Origin of the sequence: Mesorhizobium sp. CA4 (assembly GCF_020165075.1) — a bacterium.
In the GTDB taxonomy this organism is placed as follows: Bacteria; Pseudomonadota; Alphaproteobacteria; order Rhizobiales; family Rhizobiaceae; genus Mesorhizobium.
This window is the reverse complement of the sequence record NZ_JAIUHK010000016.1, coordinates 50,674-75,781: the sequence shown is the minus strand read 5'-3', so window position 1 is coordinate 75,781 and position 25,108 is coordinate 50,674. Positions and strand designations below refer to the sequence as shown.

General features: G+C 63.7%; 29 protein-coding genes. 14 read left to right on the top strand and 15 right to left on the bottom strand.

The window, feature by feature from the left end; all coding sequences use genetic code 11:
• Positions 1–53: 53 nt before the first annotated feature.
• Positions 54–995 (bottom strand): nucleoside hydrolase, encoded by a 942-nt coding sequence (locus LB528_RS15200; RefSeq protein WP_224715389.1) that lies wholly within the window; start codon positions 993–995, stop codon positions 54–56.
• 242 nt (positions 996–1,237) lie between these two features.
• On the opposite strand from LB528_RS15200, the gene LB528_RS15195 reads away from it, so the two are divergent.
• Complete coding sequence (locus LB528_RS15195) at positions 1,238–1,663, top strand: Hsp20 family protein (protein WP_224513842.1); 426 nt, start codon at positions 1,238–1,240, stop codon at positions 1,661–1,663.
• Between the two features lie 63 nt (positions 1,664–1,726).
• Positions 1,727–1,984: a DUF1150 family protein gene (locus LB528_RS15190; protein ID WP_224715388.1), complete on the top strand. Its 258-nt coding sequence runs from the start codon at positions 1,727–1,729 to the stop codon at positions 1,982–1,984.
• Positions 1,985–2,091: 107 nt separating this feature from the next.
• Here the strand turns inward: LB528_RS15190 and ptsN are convergent, their stop codons facing one another.
• From ptsN to lptC, 6 genes are all read right to left on the bottom strand, one after another.
• Positions 2,092–2,556 carry a PTS IIA-like nitrogen regulatory protein PtsN gene (gene ptsN, locus LB528_RS15185; protein ID WP_224715387.1) on the bottom strand — a complete coding sequence of 155 codons (465 nt, stop codon included), beginning with the start codon at positions 2,554–2,556 and terminating at the stop codon, positions 2,092–2,094.
• A gap of 61 nt (positions 2,557–2,617) precedes the next feature.
• Positions 2,618–3,205 (bottom strand): ribosome hibernation-promoting factor, HPF/YfiA family, encoded by a 588-nt coding sequence (gene hpf, locus LB528_RS15180; protein ID WP_224513838.1) that lies wholly within the window; start codon positions 3,203–3,205, stop codon positions 2,618–2,620.
• A 304-nt stretch (positions 3,206–3,509) separates the two neighbouring features.
• The gene (rpoN, locus tag LB528_RS15175) at positions 3,510–5,036 is read right to left on the bottom strand and encodes an RNA polymerase factor sigma-54 (RefSeq protein ID WP_224715386.1); all 1,527 of its coding nucleotides are present in this window, start codon (positions 5,034–5,036) and stop codon (positions 3,510–3,512) included.
• 187 nt (positions 5,037–5,223) lie between these two features.
• A complete protein-coding gene (gene lptB / locus LB528_RS15170; protein ID WP_224585583.1) occupies positions 5,224–6,042 on the bottom strand; it encodes an LPS export ABC transporter ATP-binding protein in 819 nt (272 codons plus the stop codon).
• Entirely contained in the window at positions 6,042–6,638 is a 597-nt protein-coding gene (locus tag LB528_RS15165; RefSeq protein WP_224715385.1) for an LptA/OstA family protein, read from the bottom strand. The genes lptB and LB528_RS15165 overlap by 1 nt, the downstream gene beginning before the upstream one ends.
• Entirely contained in the window at positions 6,625–7,338 is a 714-nt protein-coding gene (lptC, locus tag LB528_RS15160; RefSeq protein ID WP_224513830.1) for an LPS export ABC transporter periplasmic protein LptC, read from the bottom strand. Before lptC ends, LB528_RS15165 begins: the two co-directional genes overlap by 14 nt.
• 290 nt (positions 7,339–7,628) lie before the next feature.
• On the opposite strand from lptC, the gene sppA reads away from it, so the two are divergent.
• From sppA to LB528_RS15140, 4 genes are all read left to right on the top strand, one after another.
• Positions 7,629–8,585, top strand: a complete 957-nt coding sequence (gene sppA / locus LB528_RS15155; protein ID WP_224715384.1) for a signal peptide peptidase SppA — start codon at positions 7,629–7,631, stop codon at positions 8,583–8,585.
• A gap of 76 nt (positions 8,586–8,661) precedes the next feature.
• The gene (locus tag LB528_RS15150; RefSeq protein ID WP_027165368.1) at positions 8,662–8,946 is read left to right on the top strand and encodes an integration host factor subunit beta; all 285 of its coding nucleotides are present in this window, start codon (positions 8,662–8,664) and stop codon (positions 8,944–8,946) included.
• A gap of 118 nt (positions 8,947–9,064) precedes the next feature.
• The gene (locus LB528_RS15145) at positions 9,065–9,397 is read left to right on the top strand and encodes a DUF1049 domain-containing protein (RefSeq protein WP_224513826.1); all 333 of its coding nucleotides are present in this window, start codon (positions 9,065–9,067) and stop codon (positions 9,395–9,397) included.
• Positions 9,398–9,476: 79 nt separating this feature from the next.
• A complete protein-coding gene (locus LB528_RS15140; RefSeq protein ID WP_224715383.1) occupies positions 9,477–10,439 on the top strand; it encodes an ornithine cyclodeaminase family protein in 963 nt (320 codons plus the stop codon).
• 75 nt (positions 10,440–10,514) lie between these two features.
• On the opposite strand, the gene LB528_RS15135 is transcribed toward LB528_RS15140, so the two are convergent.
• The gene (locus LB528_RS15135; RefSeq protein ID WP_224513822.1) at positions 10,515–10,886 is read right to left on the bottom strand and encodes a VOC family protein; all 372 of its coding nucleotides are present in this window, start codon (positions 10,884–10,886) and stop codon (positions 10,515–10,517) included.
• A 70-nt stretch (positions 10,887–10,956) separates the two neighbouring features.
• The gene (locus tag LB528_RS15130) at positions 10,957–11,667 is read right to left on the bottom strand and encodes a helix-turn-helix transcriptional regulator (RefSeq protein ID WP_224715382.1); all 711 of its coding nucleotides are present in this window, start codon (positions 11,665–11,667) and stop codon (positions 10,957–10,959) included.
• Positions 11,668–11,773: 106 nt separating this feature from the next.
• Between LB528_RS15130 and LB528_RS15125 the strand changes: the two genes are divergently transcribed.
• The 7 genes from LB528_RS15125 to LB528_RS15095 all read left to right on the top strand — a co-directional run bounded on the left by LB528_RS15125 (position 11,774) and on the right by LB528_RS15095 (position 19,295).
• Entirely contained in the window at positions 11,774–12,250 is a 477-nt protein-coding gene (locus LB528_RS15125) for a DUF1772 domain-containing protein (protein ID WP_411962185.1), read from the top strand.
• 88 nt (positions 12,251–12,338) lie between these two features.
• A complete protein-coding gene (locus tag LB528_RS15120) occupies positions 12,339–13,421 on the top strand; it encodes a class I SAM-dependent rRNA methyltransferase (protein ID WP_224715380.1) in 1,083 nt (360 codons plus the stop codon).
• Positions 13,422–14,282 carry a TrmH family RNA methyltransferase gene (locus LB528_RS15115; RefSeq protein ID WP_224715379.1) on the top strand — a complete coding sequence of 287 codons (861 nt, stop codon included), beginning with the start codon at positions 13,422–13,424 and terminating at the stop codon, positions 14,280–14,282.
• A 24-nt stretch (positions 14,283–14,306) separates the two neighbouring features.
• Positions 14,307–14,795 carry a signal peptidase II gene (gene lspA, locus LB528_RS15110; protein ID WP_224513812.1) on the top strand — a complete coding sequence of 163 codons (489 nt, stop codon included), beginning with the start codon at positions 14,307–14,309 and terminating at the stop codon, positions 14,793–14,795.
• Positions 14,796–14,849: 54 nt separating this feature from the next.
• Positions 14,850–15,839 carry an MDR family oxidoreductase gene (locus LB528_RS15105; protein ID WP_224715378.1) on the top strand — a complete coding sequence of 330 codons (990 nt, stop codon included), beginning with the start codon at positions 14,850–14,852 and terminating at the stop codon, positions 15,837–15,839.
• Between the two features lie 111 nt (positions 15,840–15,950).
• On the top strand, positions 15,951–18,230 hold the full coding sequence (locus LB528_RS15100; RefSeq protein WP_224715377.1) for a PAS domain-containing sensor histidine kinase: 2,280 nt from the start codon (positions 15,951–15,953) through the stop codon (positions 18,228–18,230).
• Positions 18,231–18,413: 183 nt separating this feature from the next.
• Positions 18,414–19,295 carry a GNAT family N-acetyltransferase gene (locus LB528_RS15095; protein WP_224513806.1) on the top strand — a complete coding sequence of 294 codons (882 nt, stop codon included), beginning with the start codon at positions 18,414–18,416 and terminating at the stop codon, positions 19,293–19,295.
• 102 nt (positions 19,296–19,397) lie between these two features.
• Here the strand turns inward: LB528_RS15095 and LB528_RS15090 are convergent, their stop codons facing one another.
• Both LB528_RS15090 and grpE read right to left on the bottom strand, forming a co-directional pair.
• Positions 19,398–20,030, bottom strand: a complete 633-nt coding sequence (locus LB528_RS15090; protein ID WP_224513804.1) for a trimeric intracellular cation channel family protein — start codon at positions 20,028–20,030, stop codon at positions 19,398–19,400.
• Positions 20,031–20,130: 100 nt separating this feature from the next.
• On the bottom strand, positions 20,131–20,766 hold the full coding sequence (gene grpE, locus LB528_RS15085; RefSeq protein WP_224715376.1) for a nucleotide exchange factor GrpE: 636 nt from the start codon (positions 20,764–20,766) through the stop codon (positions 20,131–20,133).
• A 217-nt stretch (positions 20,767–20,983) separates the two neighbouring features.
• Between grpE and LB528_RS15080 the strand changes: the two genes are divergently transcribed.
• A complete protein-coding gene (locus tag LB528_RS15080; RefSeq protein ID WP_224715375.1) occupies positions 20,984–21,184 on the top strand; it encodes a hypothetical protein in 201 nt (66 codons plus the stop codon).
• A 23-nt stretch (positions 21,185–21,207) separates the two neighbouring features.
• On the opposite strand, the gene LB528_RS15075 is transcribed toward LB528_RS15080, so the two are convergent.
• The 4 genes from LB528_RS15075 to LB528_RS15060 form a co-directional block, all read right to left on the bottom strand.
• Positions 21,208–21,828, bottom strand: a complete 621-nt coding sequence (locus tag LB528_RS15075) for a DJ-1/PfpI family protein (protein ID WP_224715374.1) — start codon at positions 21,826–21,828, stop codon at positions 21,208–21,210.
• Positions 21,829–22,029: 201 nt separating this feature from the next.
• The gene (locus tag LB528_RS15070) at positions 22,030–22,563 is read right to left on the bottom strand and encodes a DUF934 domain-containing protein (protein ID WP_224513799.1); all 534 of its coding nucleotides are present in this window, start codon (positions 22,561–22,563) and stop codon (positions 22,030–22,032) included.
• 98 nt (positions 22,564–22,661) lie between these two features.
• Positions 22,662–23,426 carry a phosphoadenylyl-sulfate reductase gene (locus tag LB528_RS15065; protein ID WP_224715373.1) on the bottom strand — a complete coding sequence of 255 codons (765 nt, stop codon included), beginning with the start codon at positions 23,424–23,426 and terminating at the stop codon, positions 22,662–22,664.
• On the bottom strand, positions 23,401–25,071 hold the full coding sequence (locus LB528_RS15060) for a nitrite/sulfite reductase (protein WP_224715372.1): 1,671 nt from the start codon (positions 25,069–25,071) through the stop codon (positions 23,401–23,403). The genes LB528_RS15065 and LB528_RS15060 overlap by 26 nt, the downstream gene beginning before the upstream one ends.
• Positions 25,072–25,108 lie beyond the last annotated feature (37 nt).

The following is a 25,108-nucleotide window of genomic DNA, read 5'->3' as shown; positions in this document are numbered from 1 at the left end:
GGTGGATCGAACAGGCAGGCGGGTTGGAATATAGGAGCCTGCCGTCAAATGAGCTATAGCCGCCCGAGCCGCTCCACCAGCAGCGCGAAGAAGCCGTCATGGTCGATGTCGCGCATCACCATGGCGTTCTTTTCCCGCTTGGTGACCGCCCACCAGTCGATGACCGTCATGCCCATGGTGAGCTCGGACGCGGTCTCGACGCTGACATTGCAGTGGCGGCCCTTGAACAGCTCCGGCTTGATGAGATAGGCGATCACGCACGGGTCGTGCAGCGGCCCGCCATCGGTGCCGTATTTTCCCTCGTCATAGCGCTCGAAGAATTCCAGCATCTCGGCGGTCGCTGTGCCGACCTTGGTGCCGAGCTGGCGGAAAGCCTGGATGCGCTTGGAGGTGGTCAGCGCCTTGTGGGTGACGTCGAGCGGCATCATCACAATCGGAATGCCCGATTTGAACACCAGATCGGCGGCCTGCGGGTCGACGTAGATGTTGAATTCGGCGGCCGGCGTGACATTGCCGCCCTCGAAGAAGCCGCCGCCCATCAAGACGATTTGCTTGATGCGCGGCGCGATCCTGGGCTCGCGGATCAGCGCCAGCGCGATGTTGGTGAGCGGTCCGAGCGGGCAGAGCGTGATCGTGCCGCTTTCCTCGCGCATCAGCGTCTCGACGATGAAATCGACGGCGTATTGTTCCTGCAACGACATGGTCGGCTCCGGCAACTGCGGGCCGTTCAGGCCGGTCTTGCCGTGCACTTCTTCGGCGGTGACGAGTTCGCGCGCCAGCGGCCGGACGGCGCCGGCATAGACCTTGATGTCGGGCCGGCCGGCCAGTTCGCAGATCTTGCGGGCGTTGTTCTGGGTCAGTTTCAGCGGCACGTTGCCGGCGACCGCAGTGATGCCGACGATCTCCAGCTCGGAACTGCCGAGCGCCAGCAATATGGCGACGGCATCGTCCTGGCCGGGATCCGTGTCGATGATGATCTTTCTGGACTGGGGCATTTCAATTCCTTTTGGGAAGTCTTTTTGGGCGGGTTTTAGAGCATGGTTCCCGAAAAGTGGGAACCGATTTTCGGACGAAATCATGCTCCAATGAAAGGCTGGATGAAGGTGACGGTTCGACGAAACGTCATCCTGATTTGGCGGCTTGAACTTGATCGCGCGACGGACCATATCAAGACCATCGGGAAAAATGCCATCCGGGTTTTTCCAGTTTGTGTCGCTCTTCAGAGGACAGTGTAACAATGAGTCGAATGACGCCCTTCTCCAGCCCGCTTCTCCTGGGTTTTGATGCCATGGAAAAGACGCTCGAACGTCTGGCGAAGTCCGGCGACAGCTATCCTCCGTACAATATCGAGCGCCTCAGCGCCGCCGACGGCAAGGCCGAGAGGCTGCGCATCACATTGGCCGTTGCCGGTTTCGCAGAAAGCGACCTCGATGTGACCACGGAGGAAAACCAACTGATCGTGCGCGGTCGTCAGACCGACGATACCGAGCGCGAATTCCTGCACCGCGGCATCGCTGCGCGCCAGTTCCAGCGCTGCTTCGTGCTGGCCGACGGCATGCGAGTGATCGCGGCGGAACTGAAGAACGGTCTGCTGTCGATCGATCTCGACCGGCCGGAGTCCGAGCGGATGGTACGGAAAATAAACATATCGGTGAAAGACTGACCTTTGCCGATGGCTCTATGCGAGGCGGCCGATCCTGGCGTCCTCGCGCCAAGGAGGCTTGAAATGACCAGACCTGACGAAACGATCACCATGACCAGCGGCGAACTCGCCCATCTCGGCGAAGGTTCTGTCGCCTATCTCAGGAAAGTGTCGAGCGACGACCTGCGCGGCCGCTTCCCCGGCCTTCAGGAAATCGCGCCCGGCCTGGAGCTGTGGGCGCTGTTTGCCGCCAACGGCCAGCCGATCCTGCTTTCGGATGCCCGTGACCGGGCGCTGGCGGGTGCGTTGGAGAACGATCTGACCACCGTCGCGATCCACTAAGATTATGATCGACTAAAATAGCGATTGTGACGTCTTGAATCGAAAGGGCCGCCACGCGGCGGCCCCTGAAGGTTTTAATCCAAAGACAGGTCTTGATCCAAAAAACTTCAGGCCGCGTGCGAGGCCTGCGTATCGGACAAGAGCGCGTGGATCGCCACCGCGTCGCGCGTACCTCTGATCTTGGCCACCGTGTCGGCATCGCGCAGCACGCGCGCGATGCGAGACAGCGCCTTGAGATGGTCGGCGCCCGCCCCTTCCGGCGCCAGCAGCAGAAACACCAGGTCCACCGGCTGGTCGTCCAGCGCCTCGAAATCGATCGGCGTTTCCAGCCGGGCGAAGACGCCGGCGATCCGCTTCACGCCGGCGAGCTTGCCATGCGGAATGGCGATGCCGTTGCCGACGCCGGTCGAGCCCAGCCGTTCGCGCTGCAGGATGGTATCGAACACCTCCCGTTCCGGAATCCCCGAAATCGCCGCCGCCCTCTCCGACAGCAATTGCAGAAGCTGCTTTTTGGAATTCGCCTTCAACGCCGGCATGATCGCCGGAACGCTGATGAGATCGCTGAGATCCATGCTTGAAAAATCCCTTGCTCGCCTGCCGCGCCAGTCGTCGCCCCCTTGCGCGGCTGGCTTTTTATCCTTGCGCGACTTTGGTCGTCGACGGATCGATCCAGCCGATATTACCATCCGGCCGGCGGTAGACGATATTGAGATGGTCGGTTCCGGCGTTGCGGAACAGGAAGACCGGGCTGTCGCTGTTGTCGAGTTCGATGACCGCCGAAGCCACCGACATGGTCCGCAGCGTCACGCTTGATTCGGCGACGATAACCGGAGCGAAGTCCTCCGGAATGTCTTCCTCGTCGTCGGTGAGGGGAGCCATCACGGTGTAGGCGACGTCGGTCGGCGCTTCGCCATTGCCGTTGCCGGTATTGCGGGATTTCAGCCGGCGCTTGTAGCGCCGCAGCCGTGTTTCCAGGCGGTCGGCGGCCGCTTCGAAGGCGAGCGTCGGGTCCTGGGCGTCGCCGGTCGCCTGCAGCGAAGCGCCGGAATCGAGCCGGACCATGCAGTCGGCAGAGAAGCGCGATCCCGATTTGATGACCGTGACATGTCCTGAAAAACCCCGATCGAAATATTTCTCGATCGCCTCGCCGACCCGGTCGTTGATGCGCGTACGGAACGCATCGCCGATGTCCATGTGTTTTCCCGAAATGCGTAGATTCATCTGAAAACTGACCTTCCTTGCTCAGGCTTCAAACTGTTCCCGAGTTTATACCCGTGGCGCGCGCGCACAAGCTTCGCAGCGGCATGCGCGCCGATTTTAGACCCGAACTTTCCGGTTGATCACAAGTCGCCTTCTTGGCCGTCCATGGCCATGTCTGACAGACCCATTCGCAAGCGGGCATTACGCCCTGCTCCATGCGGGCGGGCTTCTAGACACTTCATTGCGGCTTGTCAATCAAGCTTGGGAATTGTGGGAAAGCAGCCTGTCTCGCATTGGCCAAGGCTGTCGGGATTCCGGGCCGGGCCTAGCGGCCGACGTTCGCGAGCGCCCGCTTTTCCCGCCGCCGCTGCACCGACGATGGGATATTCATGCCTTCGCGGTATTTCGCGACGGTGCGGCGGGCGATATCGACACCGCTCTCCTTGAGCATGTCGACGATGGCGTCGTCGGAAAGCACGTCGGCGGGTTTTTCCTCGTCGATCATCTGCTTGATGCGGTCGCGCACGGCCTCGGACGAATGCGCCTCGCCGCCTCCGGCCGAAGCGATCGACGCCGTGAAGAAATAGCGCAGTTCGAAGACGCCGCGCGGCGTCAGCATGTATTTGTTGGCGGTGACGCGGCTGACGGTCGATTCATGCATGCCGATGGCATCTGCCACAGTGCGCAGGTTGAGCGGCTTGAGGTGGCGCACGCCGTGGACGAGGAAGGCATCCTGCTGCCGCACGATCTCGGACGCCACCTTGAGAATGGTCTTGGCCCTCTGGTCGAGGCTGCGCGTCAGCCAGTTGGCGTTCTGCAGGCATTCGGCGAGAAAATCCTTTTCCGCCTGGTCCTTGGTGTGGCTTGAAACGCGCGCGAAGTAGACATTGTCCACCAGCACGCGCGGCAGCGTGTCGGCGTTGAGCTCCACCGCCCAGCTGCCGTCATTGGCCGCGCGCACCTCGACATCGGCGACGATCGCATCGCTCGCGCCGCCTGAAAATGCCAGGCCGGGACGCGGATCGAGCGCGCGGATCTCGGCCAGCATGTCGAGGAGATCCTCCTCGTCGACGCCGCAGATGCGTTTCAGCGTCTGGAAATCCCGCCGCGCCAGAAGCTCGAGGTTGGCGACCAGCGCTTTCATCGCCGGATCGAGCCGGTCGCGCACCGCCAGTTGCAGAGACAGGCACTCCGCAAGGTCGCGCGCGAAAAGTCCTGAAGGCTCGAAGGTCTGGCAGAGGCCAAGCACGCGCGCCACCGCCGCTTCGTCGGCACCGAGCCGGGCCGCGATCTCCACAAGGTCGGTGCGCAAATAACCGGCTTCGTCGAGCCCGTCGGCGAGCTCACCCGCGATCAGGCGTTCGCCAGGGCTGAGGGACGCAAGCGCGATCTGCTCGCCGACATGCTCACGCAGCGTGGCGACGGCCGCCGCCATGTCGCCGACGTCGAAACCTTCCGATGACGCCGTGCCGGCGCTGCCGGCGGCCGATTTCCACTGCGCCGTGAGATCAGGCCCCAGCCTCTCATGGGTACCGGGATCGTCGGGAAACAGATTCTCCAAGGAGGAATCGAGCTTTTGCGAGATCGCTTCGGCGCTCCATTCGGTCTCGCCTTCGAACCAGTCGCCTTCAGGATCCCGCTCCGGCGCCGCCTCGCTTTTCTGGGCTTGGTCGCCGGCGGCATCGTCTTGCGGTTCGGCCCGCTCCAACAGCGGGTTGCGCTCGATCTCCTCGTCGATGAAGCGCTCGAGCTCGACATGGGTGAGCTGCAGCAGGCGGATCGACTGCATCAGTTGCGGCGTCATCACCAGCGACTGGGACTGTCTGAGCTGCAGTTTGGCTGCCAGCGCCATGGTGGGATTCAAACGCCTCGTCTACGCGTCGTACAGTTGCTTTCGGTCGGGCATTGAAACTGGCCCGGCTTTTGCCTGTCAAGGAAAACGCTAGCAGCTGCGGCTTACCGGAGCGTTATCGAGCGCTAAAAAGCGAAAAACCGCCACGCGATGTTCGAAGATCGCGCCACGACCCGAAAACCGGGGATCAGAGTGTGAAGCCCTCGCCGAGATAAAGACGCCGCACATCGGCATTGGCGACGATCTCGTCGGCCCGGCCATGCGTCAGCACCTGGCCGGCATGGATAATATAGGCGCGGTCGATCAGGCCAAGCGTCTCGCGCACATTGTGATCGGTGATCAAGACGCCGATACCGCGGGCCGTGAGGTGCCGGACGAGCTGCTGGATGTCGGCGACGGCGATCGGGTCGATACCGGCGAAGGGCTCGTCGAGCAGCATATAGGCCGGCCGCGTCGCCAGCGCCCGCGCGATTTCGAGGCGACGCCGTTCACCGCCCGACAGCGACATCGACGGCGCCTTGCGCAGATGGCTGATGTGGAATTCCTCGAGCAGCTCATCGAGATTGCGTTCACGCGCCTTGCGATCCTTTTCGACCACTTCCAGCACGGCGCGGATGTTCTGTTCGACGTTGAGGCCGCGGAAGATCGACGCTTCCTGCGGCAGATAGCCGATACCGAGGCGGGCACGCCGGTACATCGGCATTGACGTGACATCGAAGCCGTCGATCTCGATCGAGCCTTCGTCGACCGGCACAAGGCCCGTGACCATGTAGAAGCAGGTGGTCTTGCCTGCGCCATTGGGCCCGAGCAGGCCGACGGCCTCGCCGGCGCGCACGCCAAGCGTCACCCCGCTCACCACCTTGCGGCCCTTGTAGCTCTTGGTCAGGCCCTTGGCGATCAGGGTGCCCTTGAACTTCGCCTTGTCGGTGCCGACTGTCGCCGGCGCAGCCGGTTTTGCGGCCGCCAGTCCCGGAAGACGGGCCAGCAGCGAGGTTACGCCGGCCATTACTTGCCCGACGCTCCCTGCTGCTGCGCGCCCTGCTTCTGGGGCGTGAACGACATCATCACGCGGCCGCCGCAGCCGTCGACATTGGCGAGGCCGCTCTTCATCTGCACGGTGAGCTTGCAGCCCTTGAGCACATTGTCGCCTTGCGACAACACCACTTCCTTGCCCTTAAGCACCAGCACCTGCGTCTTCATGTCGAATGTGCCGCTGTCGCCCGTAGCGACTTGGTCGTTTGATTTGACGTAGACTTTGTTCTCGACCTCCAGGTGGTCGATGTTGGCCGACCCGGTCATTGCCGACGCGCCGGCCGCGGCGCTTTTGCCGGCGTTGGCATCCTTGACGTAGTAGACCGTCATCTTGCCGGCCTTGAGCAGGGTCGGCCCCTGATTGACGGTGACGTTGCCGCTGAACACGGCCATGCTCTCGGCCTGGCGGACCTCAAGCTTGTCGCTTTCGATCTGGATCGGCTGGTCGCCCGACAGTTTCAGCCCCGGAATCTGGCTGGTCGCGCTCGATTGCGCGAAGGAATGCGCCGTTGCCAAAAGCAGCAATGCGGAAGCAGCGCCCGGAAGCCATGCCGATTTACTGCGACGCATTCTGTTCTCCACCGTTTACCCCCGCCGCCTTCAGCGCGGTTGGATCTATGTTGACGCGAACCCGGTTCTCGAAGACCACGAGCCTGCCATTGTCCTCGACCGCCATCGAGTCCGCGGTAATGCGCGACCCGCCGCGGCTGACGTCGACCGGATTGCTCGTCTTCATAGAGCCTTTGCTCATGTCTAGGAAGATCGATTTGAACTTCGCCATCAGACCGTCTGTCGTCGTCACGCTGACCTCGCTGGTCAGGTCCATCGTGTTGGCGTCGCGATTGTAGATACCGTGCGCGGCATCGACCGACACGATGTTGTCGTTGGCGACGGGCAGTTTGGCGTTGATGCCCTCGAGATTAATGACGGCCTGCTGGCCGACATCCTGCGTCGCCCTGGTCGCCGTCAGCGAGTATGGCAGCTTCTGCTTGGTGAAGCCGTTGAGCTTCGGATTGGCCATCACCAGCTTTCCGTTGGAAAACGCCGTGCCGTCGGCCTGCACCGAGACGGACAGCGGCGCCTTGAGGTAGGAATAGACAGGAAAGGCGACGGCGATCACGACCGCGAGCAGCGGCACCGCGAATTTCAGCACGCGCACGCGGCGCGAGTGCCGCTGCGCGCGGTTGAAAGCATCGCCACGCGTGCCGCCTTGGGCCGCGGGAGCCGATGCCTCGCCGGCATGGCTCGTTTCGTCAGATCGCGCCAACATGACTTTCTAATGGACCTTTGCCCGCCCAAACACCGCCTATAGGTGGTATGCCGGCACCTACAAGCAAGCACAAGCCGAGGAAAACTGCAAAAATGTGACAACTGGCCGCCCGCAAAATCGAGAGGAATCCGGCGCGACGACCTATACTTTATAGCAGATAGGGACTTGGTTGCGTTAATTTTTCGTGAGGTCGGCGTCAACGCTTCACGGCGGAGCATTTTCAGGAAACGGTAGCCGTGTGCCGAGGCTTGCTTTAAAAGCGGGCTTCCCACCGATCCATGAGGCTGATGATGGCAATGAGAGCCGACGACCTGATCGACCGCCGACGCTTGCGCCGCAAGCTGACCTTCTGGCGCGTGGTCGCGTTTCTGGTTCTGGCAGCGGCAATTATCGCCTTCTCGACGTGGGTCTATGACGACAACTTTACCGGCAAGGCGGTCCCCCATATCGCCAAGGTCAAGATCGAAGGCACCATCACCGAGGATGAGGACCTGCTCAAAAGGCTGGACTCGATCCGCAAGTCGCCGGAGGTGAAGGGCGTCATCCTGTCGATCGATTCGCCCGGAGGCACCACGGTCGGTGGCGAGTCGACGTTCGACGCCGTGCGCAAGCTTGCCGGCGACAAGCCAGTGGTAGCCGAAGTCGGCACGCTGGCCGCATCGGCCGGCTATATGATCGCCAGCGCTGCCGACCACATCGTCGCCCGCAAAACCTCGATCGTCGGTTCGATCGGTGTGCTGATCCAATACCCTGATGTCAGCGGCCTCATGGACAAGCTCGGCATCAAGCTGGAAGAAGTGAAATCCTCGCCGCTCAAGGCTTCGCCCTCGCCCTTCAAGCCGACCAACGACGATGAGCGCGCCATGGTGCGCAAGCTGATCCTCGACAGTTACGACTGGTTCGTCGGCACTGTCGCGGAGCGCCGCAAAATGACGCATGAGCAGGCGCTGGCGCTGGCTGACGGTTCGATCTTTACCGGCCGCCAGGCTTTGGCCAACCATCTGGTCGACGCCGTCGGCGGCGAGCAGGAGGCGATCGACTGGCTGGCGACGAAGGGCGTGGACGCCAAGCTCAAGGTCGTCGAGTGGAAGGACAGGGACAGGCGTGGCGGTTTCCTGTTTTCCCAGTCCATGGCAAAACTGGCGGCCAAGGCGCTCGGCCTGCCGGATGCCGGCGGCGATGTCATTCACGAGCTCGGCGCCGACCGCTTGTTTCTTGACGGTCTCGTTTCGGTCTGGCACCCTTGACATCTCGCTGGGGCGAGCCAAAAAAGCAGTAAAATCATCCTGATAATCGACTGCAGTGGTTTACGGGGAACGTTCTATGATCAAATCCGAGCTTGTGCAGATCATTGCCGCGCGCAACCCGCACCTTTTCCTGCGCGATGTCGAAAACATCGTCGGCGCGATCTTTGACGAGATCACCGATGCGCTTGCCGAGGGCAACCGGGTCGAGTTGCGCGGTTTCGGCGCCTTTTCGGTGAAAAACCGTCCTGCCCGCACCGGCCGCAATCCGCGCACCGGCGAATCCGTCGAGGTCGAGGAAAAGTGGGTGCCGTTCTTCAAGACCGGCAAGGAGTTGCGCGAGAGACTGAACGGCGGCAAATAGGCGCCGCGCCGGCGGGTTGAATCGGCATCTTGGCGCTTAAAAGCATGTCTCCGAAAGTGAAGACCGGTTTTCGGGACAAGGACATGCGCGCTTCAAGAAGTCTCTCCATGGAGATCTGATGTTCAATCGCTTCATCCTCGTCGTGGTCTTCGTGCCGCTGGCTATCATCCTGATCGCGCTCGCCGTCGCCAATCGCGGCCCTGTAGCCTTCACGCTCGATCCATTCCATCCCGGCAATCCCGCGCTGACGCTGACCCTGCCGCTTTTCATCTTCCTGTTCCTTGCCTTGGCCGTCGGCATGGTCGTCGGCAGCATGGCGACCTGGGTGAAGCAGGGGCGCTACCGCAAGCTCGCGCGCCAGCGCGGTCTGGAAGCCGAAAACCTGCGCCAGGCTGTGAGCCGCCCGCCAGCAGCGCCCAAGGGTCCGGCGCTGCCCAAGCCTACGGACTAGAGAATGATGTCGAAACATGTGAAGCGGTTTTCGGGCGACATCACGCTCTGTCTCTGAGCAACAATTTACGGAGCCTCCGATGCTGACCATTTCGGCCGCCGATGTCGACCGCGCGTTGACCTTTCCCGGCCTTGTCGAGACATTGCGCACGGCTTTTCGCGATGGCGCCGTGCAGCCGGTTCGCCATCATCATGGCGTCGAACGGCCGGACGGCGCCGCGTCGACCCTGCTTTTGATGCCGGCCTGGACTGATTTGAACGCCGCCGGCACCTCGGCGGGCGGCCATATCGGCGTCAAGATCGTCACCGTATCGCCGGACAACAACGCCATCGGCAAGCCGGCAGTGATGGGTCTCTATCTGTTGCTCGACGGCGTCACCGGCGAGCCGCAGGCGCTGATCGACGGCCAACGGTTGACGCAGTGGCGCACGACCTGCGCCTCCGCGCTCGCCGCCTCCTATCTCGCGCGCAAGGATGCCTCGCGGCTTCTGGTGATCGGCGCCGGCGCGCTGTCGCCGTTCCTTGCCAAGGCGCATTCGGCGGTCAGGCCGATCACCTCAATCCGCATCTGGAACCGCACGCCGGCCAATGCCGAAAAAGTGGCGGCCGGCTTGCGCGTAGAAGGCCTTCCGGCAAGTGCCGCCGGCGATCTCGATACGGAGCTTGCCGAGGCCGACATCGTCGCCTCGGCGACCATCTCGAACACGCCGCTGGTCAAGGGCGCGCTGCTGAAGCCGGGCGCCCATGTCGATCTCGTCGGCGGCTTCACGCCGACGATGCGCGAAAGCGATGACGACGCGATCAAGCGCGCCCGCGTCTATGTCGACACCCGCGCCGGCGCCACCAAGGAAGCCGGCGACATCGTCCAGCCGCTGGCCTCAGGCGTACTGAAGCCGGACGCCATCGTCGCCGACCTGCAGGAGCTTGCGCGCGGCGAGAAGCAGGGACGGCAAAGCGACAGCGAGATCACGCTTTTCAAGTCGGTCGGCGCGGCGCTCGAGGACCTCGCCGCAGGCATCGCCGTCTACAAGGCGCTCCAATAGGCAGTAGGGATTGGGCAGTAGGCAATTAGGGAAGGTAAACCTAGTGCCTACTGCCTACTGCCTACTGCCCACTGCCTACTGCCCATCCGGCCAATAGACGCGCAGGCGATGATTGTCCGGATCGAGCGCCACGAAGGTGCGGCCGAAATCCATATCGGTCGGCGCCTGCAGGATATTCAGGCCGCGCCCCGCCCAGTCCGTATGCGTCGCATCAACGTCGCCCGCATCCGCGGCCGCGATCACGAGCTCGCTGCCACCGCCCGCTGCCGCCGCAGCCGGTTCCACCGTGTGGCGCGACCAGAGGCCGAGCTTGAAGCCCTTGTCGAGCACGAACATGACGAACGTCGGCGAGGATTCGACCGGCTCGCGTCCGAGCAGCGAAGCGTAGAACGCGCCGCTCTTTTCCGGACTGTCGACATAGAGGATGACGAAATTCGGCGTGGTCATATCTGATCTCCAAAGTGTCTGGACCTTGGAGACCATACGCGGACCTGCTGTCAGATTCTGGCAGCAGCGATCAGCCGGAAGCGTCTTTCGCGCCGTTCCGGTCGGGCGCGTCAAGGCCCGCCCGCCACTCCTTCAGCATCGCCTGTCGGCGTCGCGGATAACGGATGCCGGTCGTTGTCAGGCCGGACATCCGGTCGGCGCGGAAATGGCGGAAATCCTGGCGCGTTTCGCACCACGCCACCATCACCCGCACCTTGTCGAAGAAGGCGAGCGCGAACGGCCAAACCAGGCGCTTCGATGCCGCTCCCCCGGCGTCACGGTAGAGGAAGCCAAGCTTGCGCTCGTCGCGGATCGCCTGCCGCACGATGCCGAGGTCGATCGCTTCGGCATTTTCCGAGCGCGGTCCGACAAGCAGCGTCGTGGCGTCGAGATCGTCGCGCAGGTCATCCGGCAGCACCGCCGCGATCTTGGCCAGCGCATCAGCCGCGGCGGCCGCCAGCCTTTTGTCCGGCTGCTTCGCCACCCAGCGCGAGCCGAGCACGATGGCCTCGATCTCCTCGTCGGTGAACATCAGCGGCGGCAGCATGAAGCCGGGCTTCAGCACATAGCCAAGCCCCGCCTCGCCTTCGATCGGCGCGCCCTGCCCCTGCAGCGTCGCGATGTCGCGATAAAGGGTGCGGATCGACACGCCGATTGCATCCGCAAGCGTGCGGCCGCTCACCGGCCGGCGATGGCGGCGCAGGATCTGGACGAGGTCAAGCAGGCGGGCTGAACGGGACATGAATGGCTAACCGGCGTGCCGGACAATAGGGCTGGCCTGCACATCACGGCAAGCAGTCCGATGCCAGGAACGCCGGCTGACCATTGCCGTTTTCTCCACAATGGAGATGCGCGGAACCCTGTTCTGGTCGGTGCTGACCGTTTTCATTGCGGCGCTCAGCCTTGGGCCCTCCTTTGCCCATGTGCTGGAATCGCTGCCGAGGCTGACGAAATGGTCGCCGGTGCTGTGGCGAGAGGCGACGGTCTTCAACGGTCAGTTCCTGCTTTTTGCCGTCATCGGAGCGCCGCTCGATATCGCAGCGATCCTCTGTCCGGCGTTGCTTGCCTGGATACTGCGTGCGGACCCGTTTGCCGTCCGGTTCGTGCTCGTCGCCGCATTGCTTTATGCGGTCTCGCTGGCGCTTTGGTTCGGCCTCGTCAGACCGGCAAATGCTATCCTCGCGACCTGGACGCCGGGGCCAATTCCAGAAAACTTCGAAGCCGTCCGACTGCGTTGGGAAACCGGCCACATGGCGGTGACGGCGGCGAAGGCGCTTGGCTTCATTTCGCTTTGTTTCGGCCTGCTCGGCGTCAGGCATGGTTGATGACCCCACCATTGAATGAGCCGGGCTTTGTTGCGCCGGTGGGCTTAGCTGTGGCAGAAGCGGGCCGAACCGCCGGAGATGATCCTTCTTGAAATCTTTTCGGGACAAACGCCGCGATGGCCGCCCGCATCCCGCAAGGGCGGAACAGCCCCGCCCGCGTGAGGCGTTAGCGGCCGGACGGCAGCAGGCCGCGCCCGCCGAGCGCCGCGAAACCAAACCGGCGGACCGGCAGGAAGCCAGGCCGGCGCCGCGCGTGCTTGCGCGCCGCGAGGGCACGTTGCCCGCCGAGCGCCTGCCATTGATCCTCGAAGTCGCGCCCAATGCCGATTACGCCCTGCTGGACAGCGGCGCCGGCGAGAAGCTCGAGCAATACGGCCCCTACCGCATCGTGCGGCCCGAAGGCCAGGCGATCTGGCAGCGGGCCCTTCCGGCGAAGGAGTGGGAGCGCGCCGACGCCATCTTCACCGGCGACACCGACGAGGAAGGCATCGGCCGCTGGCGCTTTCCGAAGGCGCCGCTCGGCGAAACCTGGCCGATGAAGCATGACGGCATCGACTATCTCGGCCGCTTCACATCCTTCCGCCATGTCGGCGTCTTTCCGGAACAGGCCTCGCATTGGGATCATATGGCCGGCCTGATCGCGGCGGCGAAGCGTCCGGTCAAGGTGCTGAACCTTTTCGGCTATACGGGTCTCGCCTCGCTGGTGGCGGCCCGCGCCGGCGCCGAGGTCACCCATGTCGATGCCTCGAAGAAGGCGATCGGCTGGGCGCGCGAGAACCAGGAGATGGCCGGGCTTGCCGACAAGCCGGTCCGCTGGATCGTCGAGGACGCGGTGAAATTCGCGGAACGCGAGGAACGCCGCGGCAGCCGCTACGACATCGTGCTGTTCGATCCGCCGGCCTATGGCCGCGGGCCCAAGGGCGAGGTCTGGCAATTGTTCGAGGATCTGCCGGGCCTAACGGACCTCTGCCGCTCGATCCTGACGCCGAAACCGCTCGCCGTCGTTCTCACCGCCTATTCGATCCGCGCCTCCTTCTTCGCCATCCATGCGCTGATGCGCGATACCTTTGCGGGCATGGGCGGCACGGTCGAATCCGGCGAACTGATCATTCGCGAGAAATCGGCCGGCCGCGCGCTGTCGACCTCGCTGTTCTCGCGCTGGGTGGCCTGAATGACTGCACATGACGGCGTACGCCTGGTCGGGCAGGTTAAGGAAGTCACCAGCGTTGCCAATCCGCTGGTCAAAGACATCAAGGCGCTGGCGCTCAAGAAATTCCGCGACCAGCAGAACGCCTTCATGGCCGAGGGCCTGAAGCTGGTCATCGACGCGCTCGACCTCGGCTGGTCGATCAGGACCTTGGTCTTCGCCAAGGCCGGCCGTGGCAACGCGGCCATCGAAAAGGTCGCCGCGCGAACCGTCGCCGCCGGCGGCACGGTTCTGGAGGTTTCGGAAAAGGTGCTCGCGGCCATCACCCGCCGCGAAAACCCGCAAATGGTGGTCGGTGTCTTTGCCCAGCAGACCGTGCCGCTGAAGGACATCCGCGCCAGGGACGGCGATGTTTGGGTCGCGCTCGACCGGGTCCGCGATCCCGGCAATCTCGGCACCGTGATCCGCACCGTCGATGCCGTCGGCGCCAAGGGCGTCATCCTGGTCGGCGACACCACCGATCCGTTCTCGCTGGAGACGGTGCGCGCCACCATGGGCTCGATCTTCGCCGTGCCGGTCGCCAAAGCGACCGAGCAGGCCTTCCTCGCCTGGCGGCGTGATTTTTCCGGTCTGGTCGTTGGAACGCACCTTAAGGGCGCGGTCGATTATCGCTCGGTCGATTTCTCCAGGGGACCGGTCCTGCTGCTGATGGGCAATGAGCAGCAGGGACTGCCCGACAACCTGGCCGAAAGCTGCGATCGGCTGCTTCGAATCCCCCAGGCCGGCCGCGCCGACTCGCTCAACCTGGCGGTCGCCACCGGCGTGATGCTGTTCGAGATAAGGCGCGGCGCGTTGAAGCTCGAGCCTGCCACCGACATGCGATGAGGACTGCCCGATGAGGACTGCCAAGTGAAATCCTGGTCCCCTTACGTCGTGCTGGTCGTCATTGCCATTGCGCTCGACCAGTGGATCAAGCAACTGGTCGAGAACGGGCTCGCCTTTCAGGAGAAGATCGACCTCCTGCCCTTCCTGGCGCTGTTCCGCACTTATAACACCGGCATCGCTTTCTCGATGTTCCAGTCCTTCGGCGATACCGGCCTGGTGGTCATCGCCGTGCTGGTCGTTGCCTTCGTGCTCTATCTCGCCACGCGCACGCCGGCCGGCCATGTCGTCGCCCGTATCGGCTTTGCACTCATCGTCGGCGGCGCGCTCGGCAACCTCATCGACCGCGCCGTCTACGGCCACGTCATCGACTATATCCTGTTCCACACGCCCGTCTGGTCCTTCGCGGTCTTCAATCTGGCCGACGCCTTCATTTCCGTCGGCGCGGCACTTGTCGTCTTCGACGAGCTGATCGGCTGGCGGCGCGAAGCCAAGTCCCAGGATCTTGGCAATTGACCTCACGCTGTTGAAGCCGCAGATTTCTCAACAGCCAGAACCGAGGAGAAAAACGTGACCGACACCTTCAAAGCCATCCTCGTTTCGCGCGATGCGGACAAGAAGCAGTCGGTCGATGTCGTCGACCTCACCGAGGCCGACCTGATGGAAGGCGACGTCACCGTCGCCGTCGAGGCGACGACGGTGAACTACAAGGACGGGCTCGCCATCACCGGCAAGGCACCGGTCGTGCGCCGCTGGCCGCTGGTTCCAGGCATCGATTTCGCCGGCACCGTGATCTCCTCCTCGCATGCCGACTGGCGCAAGGGCGATAAGGTGATCCTCAACGGCTGGGGCGTCGGCGAGACGCATTACGGCGCCTATGCCGGCCGCGCCCGCGTCAAGGGCGACTGGCTGGTGCCGCTGCCCGAGGGCATGAGCGCGCATCATGCGATGGCCGTCGGCACGGCGGGCTACACGGCAATGCTCTGCGTCATGGCGCTGGAGCGTCACGGTATCGTGCCGGACCGCGGTCCGGTGGTTGTGACGGGTGCTGCCGGCGGCGTCGGCTCGGTCGCCATCTCGATCCTGTCGAGCCTTGGCTACCATGTCATCGCCTCGACCGGCCGCAGCGCCGAAAGCCCCTATCTGATCGATCTCGGCGCGGCCGAGGTGATCTCGCGCGAGGAGCTCGGCCAGCCGGCGAAGCCGCTCGCCAAGGAGCGCTGGGCTGGCGGCGTCGACTCGGTCGGCAGCCATACCTTGGCCAACGTGCTGTCGATGACCTCCTATGGCGGCGCGATCGCCGCCTGCGGCCTCGCCGGCGGCATGGACCTGCCGGGAAGCGTCGCGCCCTTCATCCTGCGCGGCGTCTCGCTGCTCGGCATCGATTCGGTGATGGCGCCGAAGGAAGTCCGCCTGGAGGCGTGGCGCCGCATCGGCGCCGATCTCGACTTGAAGAAGCTGTCGACATTGGCGCGCACGATCGGTTTCGACGGCATTGTCGCCGCCGCGCGCGACATCGTCGAAGGTAAGATCAGGGGCCGAGTCGTCGTCGATATGTAGCTGGAGATCGCCGTCTCGCCCGCACATGCGGGCGGCCGGAATCCGCGCAATCGCTAAAATTCGAACGATACCTCCCAGTCTTCCATAATTTCTGTCTGGCATGGTTTGCGCATGGTCGCGGACTCCGACATCAGACAGGACAGCAAAGCCGCGGGCGCTGACAGGCTCATCCCCGATGCGCCGAAGCGGCAGGTGCTTGTCGCGCCGCCGCTGGCTCCCGAATTGCCCACGGCCAGCCACGAAGGCTTGCCGTTCCTGACGATCGTCGCCATCGCCTTCATGGCGGGGCTCGCGCATCTCACCGGAGCGCCGCTCATAGTCACCGCCGGCCTCGCCGCCATAGCCTTTGCGGGCCTGGTCATGCATCTGCGCAGCCGTCGCGACGAGCGTCGCACCGCAGCACTGCTCGACGAGACCGCCGCCCGCAGCCGCGCCGAGATCGAAACCCTCGCCGACCGCATGTGGGAGATGCAGGAAAGCGAGGAGCGCTTCCGCGGCCTGATCGATGCGCTTGGCGACCTCGTCGTCCATCGCGACCGCGACGGCCATATCGTTTATGCCAACAGCGTCTTTGCCTCGCTTGTCGAGCTCGATGCGCGCGATCTTGCCGGCAAGACCTTGTCCGAGCTTGGCATCGATGTCGGCGTCGTTCCCGACGCCGCCTTCTCCGATCATGAATGCCTGAGTTCCACCGATGTCGCGATCCGCACCCCGAACGGGCCGCGCTGGTTCTCCTGGATCGAATTGTCGGTGCGCGACAAGGACACGGGCGCGGTCTCGCATCGGGCGATCGCCCGCGACATCACCGCCCGCAAGCGCGCCGAATCCTCGCTGATCACCGCGCGCGAGCGGGCCGAATATGCCAGCCAGGCCAAGTCGCGCTTCCTCGCCACCGTCAGCCATGAGATCCGCACGCCCATGAACGGCATCATGGGCATGGCGAAGCTGCTTGCCGATACCGACCTTTCGCCCGAACAGCGCACCTATGTGGGCGCCGTTTCCACCTCGGCCAGCGCGCTGCTCGCGCTCATCGAGGACCTGCTCGACTATTCCAAAATCGAGGCCGGCCGCTTCGAGCCCGAGCCGCAGCCGACCTCGCTGCGCGAAATCGCCGACAACATCATCGAACTTCTGGCCGCAAAAGCCTTCGCCAAGAACATCGGCCTTGGCTGCCATGTCGAGCCGGACGTGCCGCAGATGATCACCGCCGACCCCGGCCGCGTGCGCCAGGTGCTGCTCAACCTCATCGGCAATGCGGTGAAGTTCACTGATACGGGCGGCGTGCTGCTCACCGTGGCGCGCGCCCGCACCGAAACCACCGACCGCATCTGCTTCACCGTCGCCGACACCGGCCCGGGCCTGCGCGAAGAGGACATGGAGCGCATTTTCGAGGAGTTCGAGCAGTCCGACGGCACCTCGACGAGGGTGCATGGCGGCGCCGGCCTCGGACTTGCCATCTCGAAGCGGCTGGCGACGGCGATGGGCGGCACGATCTCGGTCTCGAGCCGGCTCGGCGAAGGATCCGAATTCGTCCTCGAGCTTCCGGCGGTCGCGGCAACCGAGCCGCCGCCGCATCGGCACAACATCCTTGCCGACCGGCGGGCGGTGATCGTGTCGAAAAACGCCACCGAGGCCGATGCCATCGCCCGCGCGATCAGAGCCCATGGCGGCATTGTCGAGATCGCGGCGACGCCAAGCCAGGCCGCTGCCCTCGCCGCCGGCTGCAACGTGCTCCTGATCGACGCCGCACTTGAAAACAGCGACGGCAGACTGCTCAAGCGGTTGCGTGACTCGGGCTTTGTCGACTGCGAGGCCATCACCCTGATTGCGCCGACCGACCGCGGCATGCTTGGGGAATTCCGCGCCAGCGGCTACGCCACCTTCCTTGCGAGACCCGTGCGCGGCGAGACCCTGCTGCGGGTGCTGTTGACCAGCCATGGCTCCGCGCTCGCCCAGCCACGGCCGGCGCCGCGCGAGACTTCCTCGGCGCGCAAGCGCAATCAGGGCCTGTCGGTGCTGATCGCAGAAGACAATGACATCAACGCCATGCTGGCCCGCGCGACGCTGCTCAAGGCCGGGCATCGCGTCAAGATCGTCGGCAACGGCAAGGCCGCGGTCGATGCCGTTACCGATGCCGGCCTCAAGTTCCGCTTTGATGTGGTGCTGATGGACCTGCATATGCCTGTCATGGACGGGCTCGACGCGATCGCCGCCATCCGTCGCCACGAAGAGTCGCTGGCCATGCCGCCTATTCCGATCATGGTGCTTTCGGCCGACAGCCAGGAAAAGACCCGGCATGCCGTCCTCGCCCATGGCGCCAGCGGTTTCGTGACCAAGCCGCTCGACCCGGCCGCGCTCGTCCAGGCGGTCGAGGGCCAGGTTGCCGCCTGAGGAAATTTTTAACCCTTGAACGCCTTGGCTTACCTGGCTTTCGCGGCCACAAGATAGCCGGTTGAGAGTATTGCCCAGCCGACAAAGTATTGCCCGCCACGCCGTATCACGGTACTGTCACAATCCTGTTGCACCTACACCGTATCCCCGTGCCAAGAGGGATGGCTCGAAGGAGAATCACTCGTGCATACAGTCGTGCCTGAATGTGACACTCGGCCGAATGCTGGCGGCGCCTTGCTCGCTGCCCGTAGCGCCGACGCCGTCGCAAGCGGTGCTCCGCTGGGCCGCATCGGCAATCTCGAAGTGCGGCTTGCCCGCAACGAGGCCGAGATCGCCGCCGCCCAGGAAGTCCGCTATCGGGTATTCTATGACGAACTTGGCGCGAGGAAGGATCTGTTCCAGGACCGGCGCGACGCCGACCGTTTCGATCCGCTCTGCGATCACCTTCTTGTGTTCGATACCTCCCTTCCCGGTCCCGAGCATCGCCGCATCGTCGGCACCTACCGTTTGCTGCGGCAGGAGATCGCCACCGCCGCCGGCGGCTTCTATTCCGAGGGCGAGTTTGAGCTCACCAAGCTGATCGCGCGGCATCCCGGCCAGCGCTTCCTCGAGCTCGGCCGTTCCTGCGTTTTGCCGGAATACCGCTCCAAGCGCACCATCGAGGCGCTCTGGCAAGGCATCTGGGCCTATATCAATCACTACGGCATCGGCGTGATGACCGGCTGTGCTTCCTTCCATGGCATCGTGCCGGCTGCGCATGCCGAGGCGCTGACCTATCTCGCTCATCATTGCCGCACCAACTCCGCTTGGGATGTTCGCGCGGTTCCGGGACGCTACTGCTCCATGGATCTGATGCCGATCGAGGCGGTGAACACCAAGGCGGCGATCGCCGCCATGCCGCCGCTGGTCAAGGGTTACCTGCGCGTCGGCGCCCGCATCGGCGACGGCTGCGTCATCGACCACGAATTCTCCACCGTCGACGTCTTCGTCGTCATGCCGGTCAAGGAGATCGGCGCCCGGTACGTCAACTACTATGGCGGTGAAGGGCAGCGCTTCGCGGCGTGATTCCAGTGAATGGTGAATGGTGAATGGTGAATGGTAGTAGCCAGCGAAGCTGGTTCACCGCACCGATATGTATTCACTATTCACTATTCACCACTCGCTCCCTCAGGGAATATCTTCCGGCCTTCGCCCCGGCCGGCTCTTATAGGCCGGAAACGACCAGCCGAACCTGAGCGCGCCGCCCCGCACCAGGAACGCAGCCGCAAATCCGAGCAGGCTGGACGCCACGGCCGGCAGACCGGCAAGATCGCCTAGGGTGAAGATCGTCGCGCCGGCAAGGGCGGCCGTGACATAGATCTCGGGCCTGAGCAGCACCGAAGGCTCGCCGGCAAGCAGGTCGCGCAAGATGCCGCCGAAGGTCGCCGTGAGCACGCCCATGACGACCGACACGACAGGAGAGCCGGTGATCGCCAGCCCCTTCGCCGCGCCCATCACCGAGAACGCGGCAAGGCCGATGGCATCGAGCCAAAGCAGCAGCTTGTAGCGGGATTCGAAGCGATGGGCGCTGAAGAACACCAGCACCGCGACCACGGCGCAGATCAGCACATAGCCGCTGTTGGCGACCCAGAACACCGGCAGGTTGAGGATGACGTCGCGCAGCGTCCCGCCGCCGATGCCGGTGACGCTGGCCAGGAACAGGAACCCGATAATGTCGAGCTCCTTACGCGATGCGGCAAGCGCGCCCGTCGCCGCAAAGACGGCGACGCCGGCATAGTCGAGCAACGCGATGGGATTCATGGCTGAGCGAGTAGTGAGTAGCGAATATGAGTAGGGAAATAGCACGAAGCCGCAGATAAATATCAGCCCCTACTCACTATTCCCTATTCGCTACTCACTCTCACGCATCCTTCTCGGCCTGCTCGTTCACCGGGCCCGGCTCGACCTTCGCCTCGGCGGCCGCCTTCGGACCGCCCTTGGCGACGCCGACCATCGCCGGCCGCAGCACGCGTTCGCCGATCGAATAACCCGGCTGCACCACCTGGACGACGGTCCCGGCCGGAACTTCCGGATTGGGTACCTCAAACATCGCCTGGTGGAAGTTCGGATCGAACTTCTCGCCTTCCGGCGCAAGTTTCTTCACGCCGTGGCGCTCCAGCGCCGAAAGCATGGCGCGTTCGGTAAGATCGACACCTTCGATCAGCGCCTTGAACCCGGCGTCGCCGCTGGCTTTCGCCTCGGCAGGGATCGCATCGAGCGCGCGGCGCAGATTGTCGGAAACCGACAGCATGTCGCGCGCGAAATTGGCGACGGCGTAGGCGCGGGCGTCCTGAACGTCGCGCGCGGTGCGCCTCCGCAAATTCTCCATTTCGGCCGCCACGCGCAGCGCACGGTCCTTCAGTTCCTCGTTTTCCTTCAGCAGCCGCACGAGCGCCTCGTAGTCGCCGTCGACGCCACCTTCCGCACGCTCGCCGGAAGGCTGGGCGGTGGCTTCCATATCTTCGGGCGTGCGTTCGTCTTTTGCCTGGTCGCTCATCGCGTTTCCCGTCATTCGGATTGGTGTGGATTTGCGCCCGATATCGAGGTTTGGAGGGCAAAAATCAAGGGGTAAGCGCTGGCCGAGGATGTCCGGCCATCGTTCTAAATTAATTCAAATTTTACCGTATCACGCGGCTTTGCTTGCCCTCAGATGCGCTTGCGGGAACCATAGGCGGGCTGGAAGAGTTTCGAAGCCGACACAGGATTTTGGGACGATGAACGGCAACAACGGCCACAGGCACGCCGAATTGGCCAACGACATCAGGCGACAGGCGGGCAGCGAAGCGACCAAGCGCTTTCTGCGCACCTTGCCGGCATTTCGCCTGGAAAAGGACATGCCCCGGCGGCTGAGCGACTTGCTGGACCGCCTCGACGATGCCGAGGCCGAGAATGCGGGCGGCGGGCGGCCTCAATAGCCGCACGCCGCAATTGACGAGTTTCAGGCCGCGTTGCGGTCGTCACGCATCAGCGCTTCGCCGTGGCGGATCTCAGTGCCAAGCACCTTCAGGCATTCCCGCATGAAGGCGGCAAGGCCCGGCCACCCCTTGGCTGAAACCAGATTGCCATCGACATGCGCGCCGGTCGGGGCGACATCGATATAGGTGCCGCCGGCAAGCGTCACTTCCGGCTCGCAATAATGCAGCGCCGCCACTTCCTTGCCGCGCACAACGCCGTCGACCGCGATCAGGATCTGCACGCCGTGGCAAATCGTGAAGATCGGCTTGCCGGTCTCATGGAAATGCCTGACCAGCGCCTGCACGCGCTTGTCGATGCGGATATATTCAGGTCCGCGCCCGCCCGCCGCATAGACCGCATCGTAGTCGGCAGGGTTCACTTCGGCGAAGGTCTTGTTGAGGATGTAGTCGTGGCCGAGTTTTTCGGTATAGGTCTGGTGGCCCTCGAAGTCATGCAATGAGGTCTTGAGGACGTCACCGGCCTTCTTGTCCGGGCACACGACATGGACGGTGTGCCCGACCGCGTGCATGGCCTGTTCGAAGACGAAAATCTCGTACTCCTCGCTGAACTCGCCAACGAGCATCAATATCTTCTTGCCTGCCATGCTTTCCTCCCTTAGCTGCCGATTATTCACGACCGGAAATAACGTGCCCCATCCTAAGGGCAGGTCGGCAGAAGGGAAAGCTTGAACCGCCAAAGTGGTCTGACCAGAACGAGGCAGCATGCGTTCCAGCCCTATTCTGGGCCGAGTTGACCGGCAAAATACGCGATGCTGGTCGGACCAAGGCGATACTCTTGCGGGGGGTCAGCCGGGGCGCTTGCGCCGCCAGGAATATTTCGGCCCCTTGGGCTCCGCCTCCACTGCTGGCTGATAGTACACCGGCAGTCCGCCGGTCCGCCCTTCCTCCAGGCGCTTCAACAGCACCGGATTGGAGACCTCGAATTCGTCGAAACCGAGCCGCAGCATGTGCGGCAGCTGGTCGACGAGAACCTGGCCGGTGGCGCGAACCGCGCCCTTGAAATGATGCCGGGTCCGCAGCAATTCGCCCTTGGAAAAAGAACGGCCGTCATTGAAGGCCGGGAAGGCGAGCGCCACCAGCGACAATTGATCCAGCAGGCCGGTTATCTTGTCGAGTTCGTCGCCGGGCTGCAGCAACACCCCGAGGCGCTCCTTGGCGGATTTGCGGACTTCTTCATCCAGCCCGAGAAAAGCCTGCAGCGGCAGGATGAAACGGCCATTGCCGGCAAGCGCCTCGGCGCTTTCGGCGTGCGTCCACTCGTCCTCGCGAAAACCGCCCGGGGTCCAGAGGCGGGTCCCCGCCGTCGTCGATCCAGTCATCAAAATTCCTAAGTCCCAAAGATTTCGAGGCGAAGCGGCAGGGCCGCCAGCAACCGAAAGCCGCTTGCGGACCGGCATACCGTGAATAGCGATATACCCTAAAGTGAGGCGTCGGTCAGCGACTTCTCTAACCCCGACAAATGAATGCCGCACTCGGTCTTGGCGTGCCCCGCCCAGCGGCCGCTGCGCGCGTCCTCGCCGGGCTGCACCGGCTGCGTGCAAGGGAAGCAGCCGATCGAGAGATAGCCATAGGCGACCAGCGGATTTTCGCGCAGCGCATGCGCGCGCATATAGTCTGCCTGGTCCGGTGTCGTCCAATGCGCCAGCGGATTGATGCGGATGCGCGAGCCAACGGCCTCGAAGACGGGCAGTGCCGCGCGCGTCGAAGCCTGGAAGCGCTTGCGCCCGGTCAACCAGGCGCGGAACGGCTCGACGCCGCGCGCCAGCGGCTCGACCTTGCGCACATTGCAGCAGGAATCGGTGTCGGTCTCGTGCAGCCGGCCGGTCGGATCGACACGGTCGAGCGCAGCCTCCTCAGGCTTGATCACCCTTATGTCGGTCAGGCCGAAATCGGCCACCAGCGCATCACGATAGCCGAGCGTCTCCTCGAAATGCTTGCCGGTATCGAGGAAGATGACAGGGAGCGAACGGTCGATCTCCGAAATCATGTGCAGAAGCACCGCCGAATCCGCGCCGAAGGACGACACGGCAGCGACCTCGCCGCGAAACAGATCACGCGCCGCGCGCTCGATGATCTCGATCGGCTTTAGATGGCCGTGCAGCGCGTCGAGCCCCGCCGCTTCCGCGGCGACGCCCGTCTCCACGCTGCCGGTGCGGTCAAGCGGCCTTGGTTTCGCCGGCATAGAGCGCCTCCTTGAACGGCGCGGGACCGACACGGCGGTAGGCGTCGATAAAACGTTCGTCGGGATTGAGCCGAAGGCCGAGATAGGTATCGACGATCTGCTCGATGGCATCGGTGATTTCTTCCGAGGAGAAGCCGCGGCCGATGATCTCGCCGACGGACGTATTTTCGTCGGCCGAACCGCCAAGCGTCACCTGGTAGAGCTCGGTGCCTTTCTTCTCGACGCCAAGAATGCCGATATGGCCGACATGGTGGTGGCCGCAGGCATTGATGCAGCCGGAGATCTTCAGCTTCAATTCGCCGATCTCGCGCTGGCGCTCCAGCGAGGCGAAGCGGCGCGAGATTTCCTGCGCCACCGGAATCGAGCGCGCCGTCGCCAGAGCGCAATAATCCAGGCCCGGGCAGGAGATGATGTCGCTGATCAGATTGGAATTGGCGGTTGCCAGGCCGATCTCGACCAGCGCGTCATAGACTGCCTTGAGATCGGCGCGCGCCACATGCGGCAGGATAAGGTTCTGCTCATGGCTGACGCGCAGCTCGTCGAAGGCGTATCTCTCGGCGATGTCGGCCACCGCTTCCATCTGGCTGTCGGTGGCGTCGCCGGGCACCTCGCCGATGCCCTTGAGCGAGATCGTCACCGCCGCGTAGTCGGGGTGGCGATGCGTCACGACATTCTGGTCGAGCCATTCCGAAAAACTCTTGGAATCGAGCCTTGCCTGTTTCACCGCATCATCGCCTTCCGGATGGGAAACCAGCGCCGGCGGCGCGAAATAGGCGTTGATGGCCTGGATGTCAGCCTCAGGCAGCTTGAGCTCGGCATCCTTCAGCGCCTGCCACTCAGCTTCGACCTGACGGGTGATCTCCTCCACGCCGGTTTCGTGCACCAGGATCTTGATGCGTGCCTTGAACTTGTTGTCGCGGCGGCCATAGAGATTGTAAACGCGCAGGATAGCCGTGCAGTAGGACAGCAACTCGGCCTCCGGCAGGAAGTCGCGGATTTTCCTCGCCACCATCGGCGTGCGGCCCTGGCCGCCGCCGACATACACGGCGAACCCAAGCTCGCCGGCGGCATTCTTCTTCAGATGCAGGCCGATGTCGTGCGTCTGGATGGCGGCGCGGTCGCGCTCGGCGCCGGTGACAGCGATCTTGAATTTGCGCGGCAGATACGAGAACTCCGGATGCACGGACGACCACTGGCGCAGGATTTCGGCATAGGGCCGCGGATCGGCGACCTCGTCGGCTGCGGCGCCCGCGAAATGGTCGGCGGTGACGTTGCGGATGCAGTTGCCGCTGGTCTGGATCGCATGCATCTCGACGCTCGCCAGATCGGCCAGGATAGCCGGAATATCCGATAGCGCCGGCCAGTTGAACTGGATGTTCTGGCGCGTGGTGAAGTGGCCGTAGCCCTTGTCATATTTGCGGGCGATATGGGCCAGCATGCGCAATTGCCGGCTGTTCAACGTGCCGTAAGGCACCGCGATGCGCAGCATATAGGCATGCAGCTGCAGATAGACGCCATTCATCAGCCGGAGCGGCCGGAACTGGTCCTCGGTGATTTCGCCGGCAAGCCGGCGCTGCACCTGGTCGCTGAACTCGGCGACACGGGCGTGTACGAAATCCTGGTCGAACTCGTCGTAACGGTACATGCTTCGTCTTTCCGGGCGCGTCCGCCCGTTGCTTTCC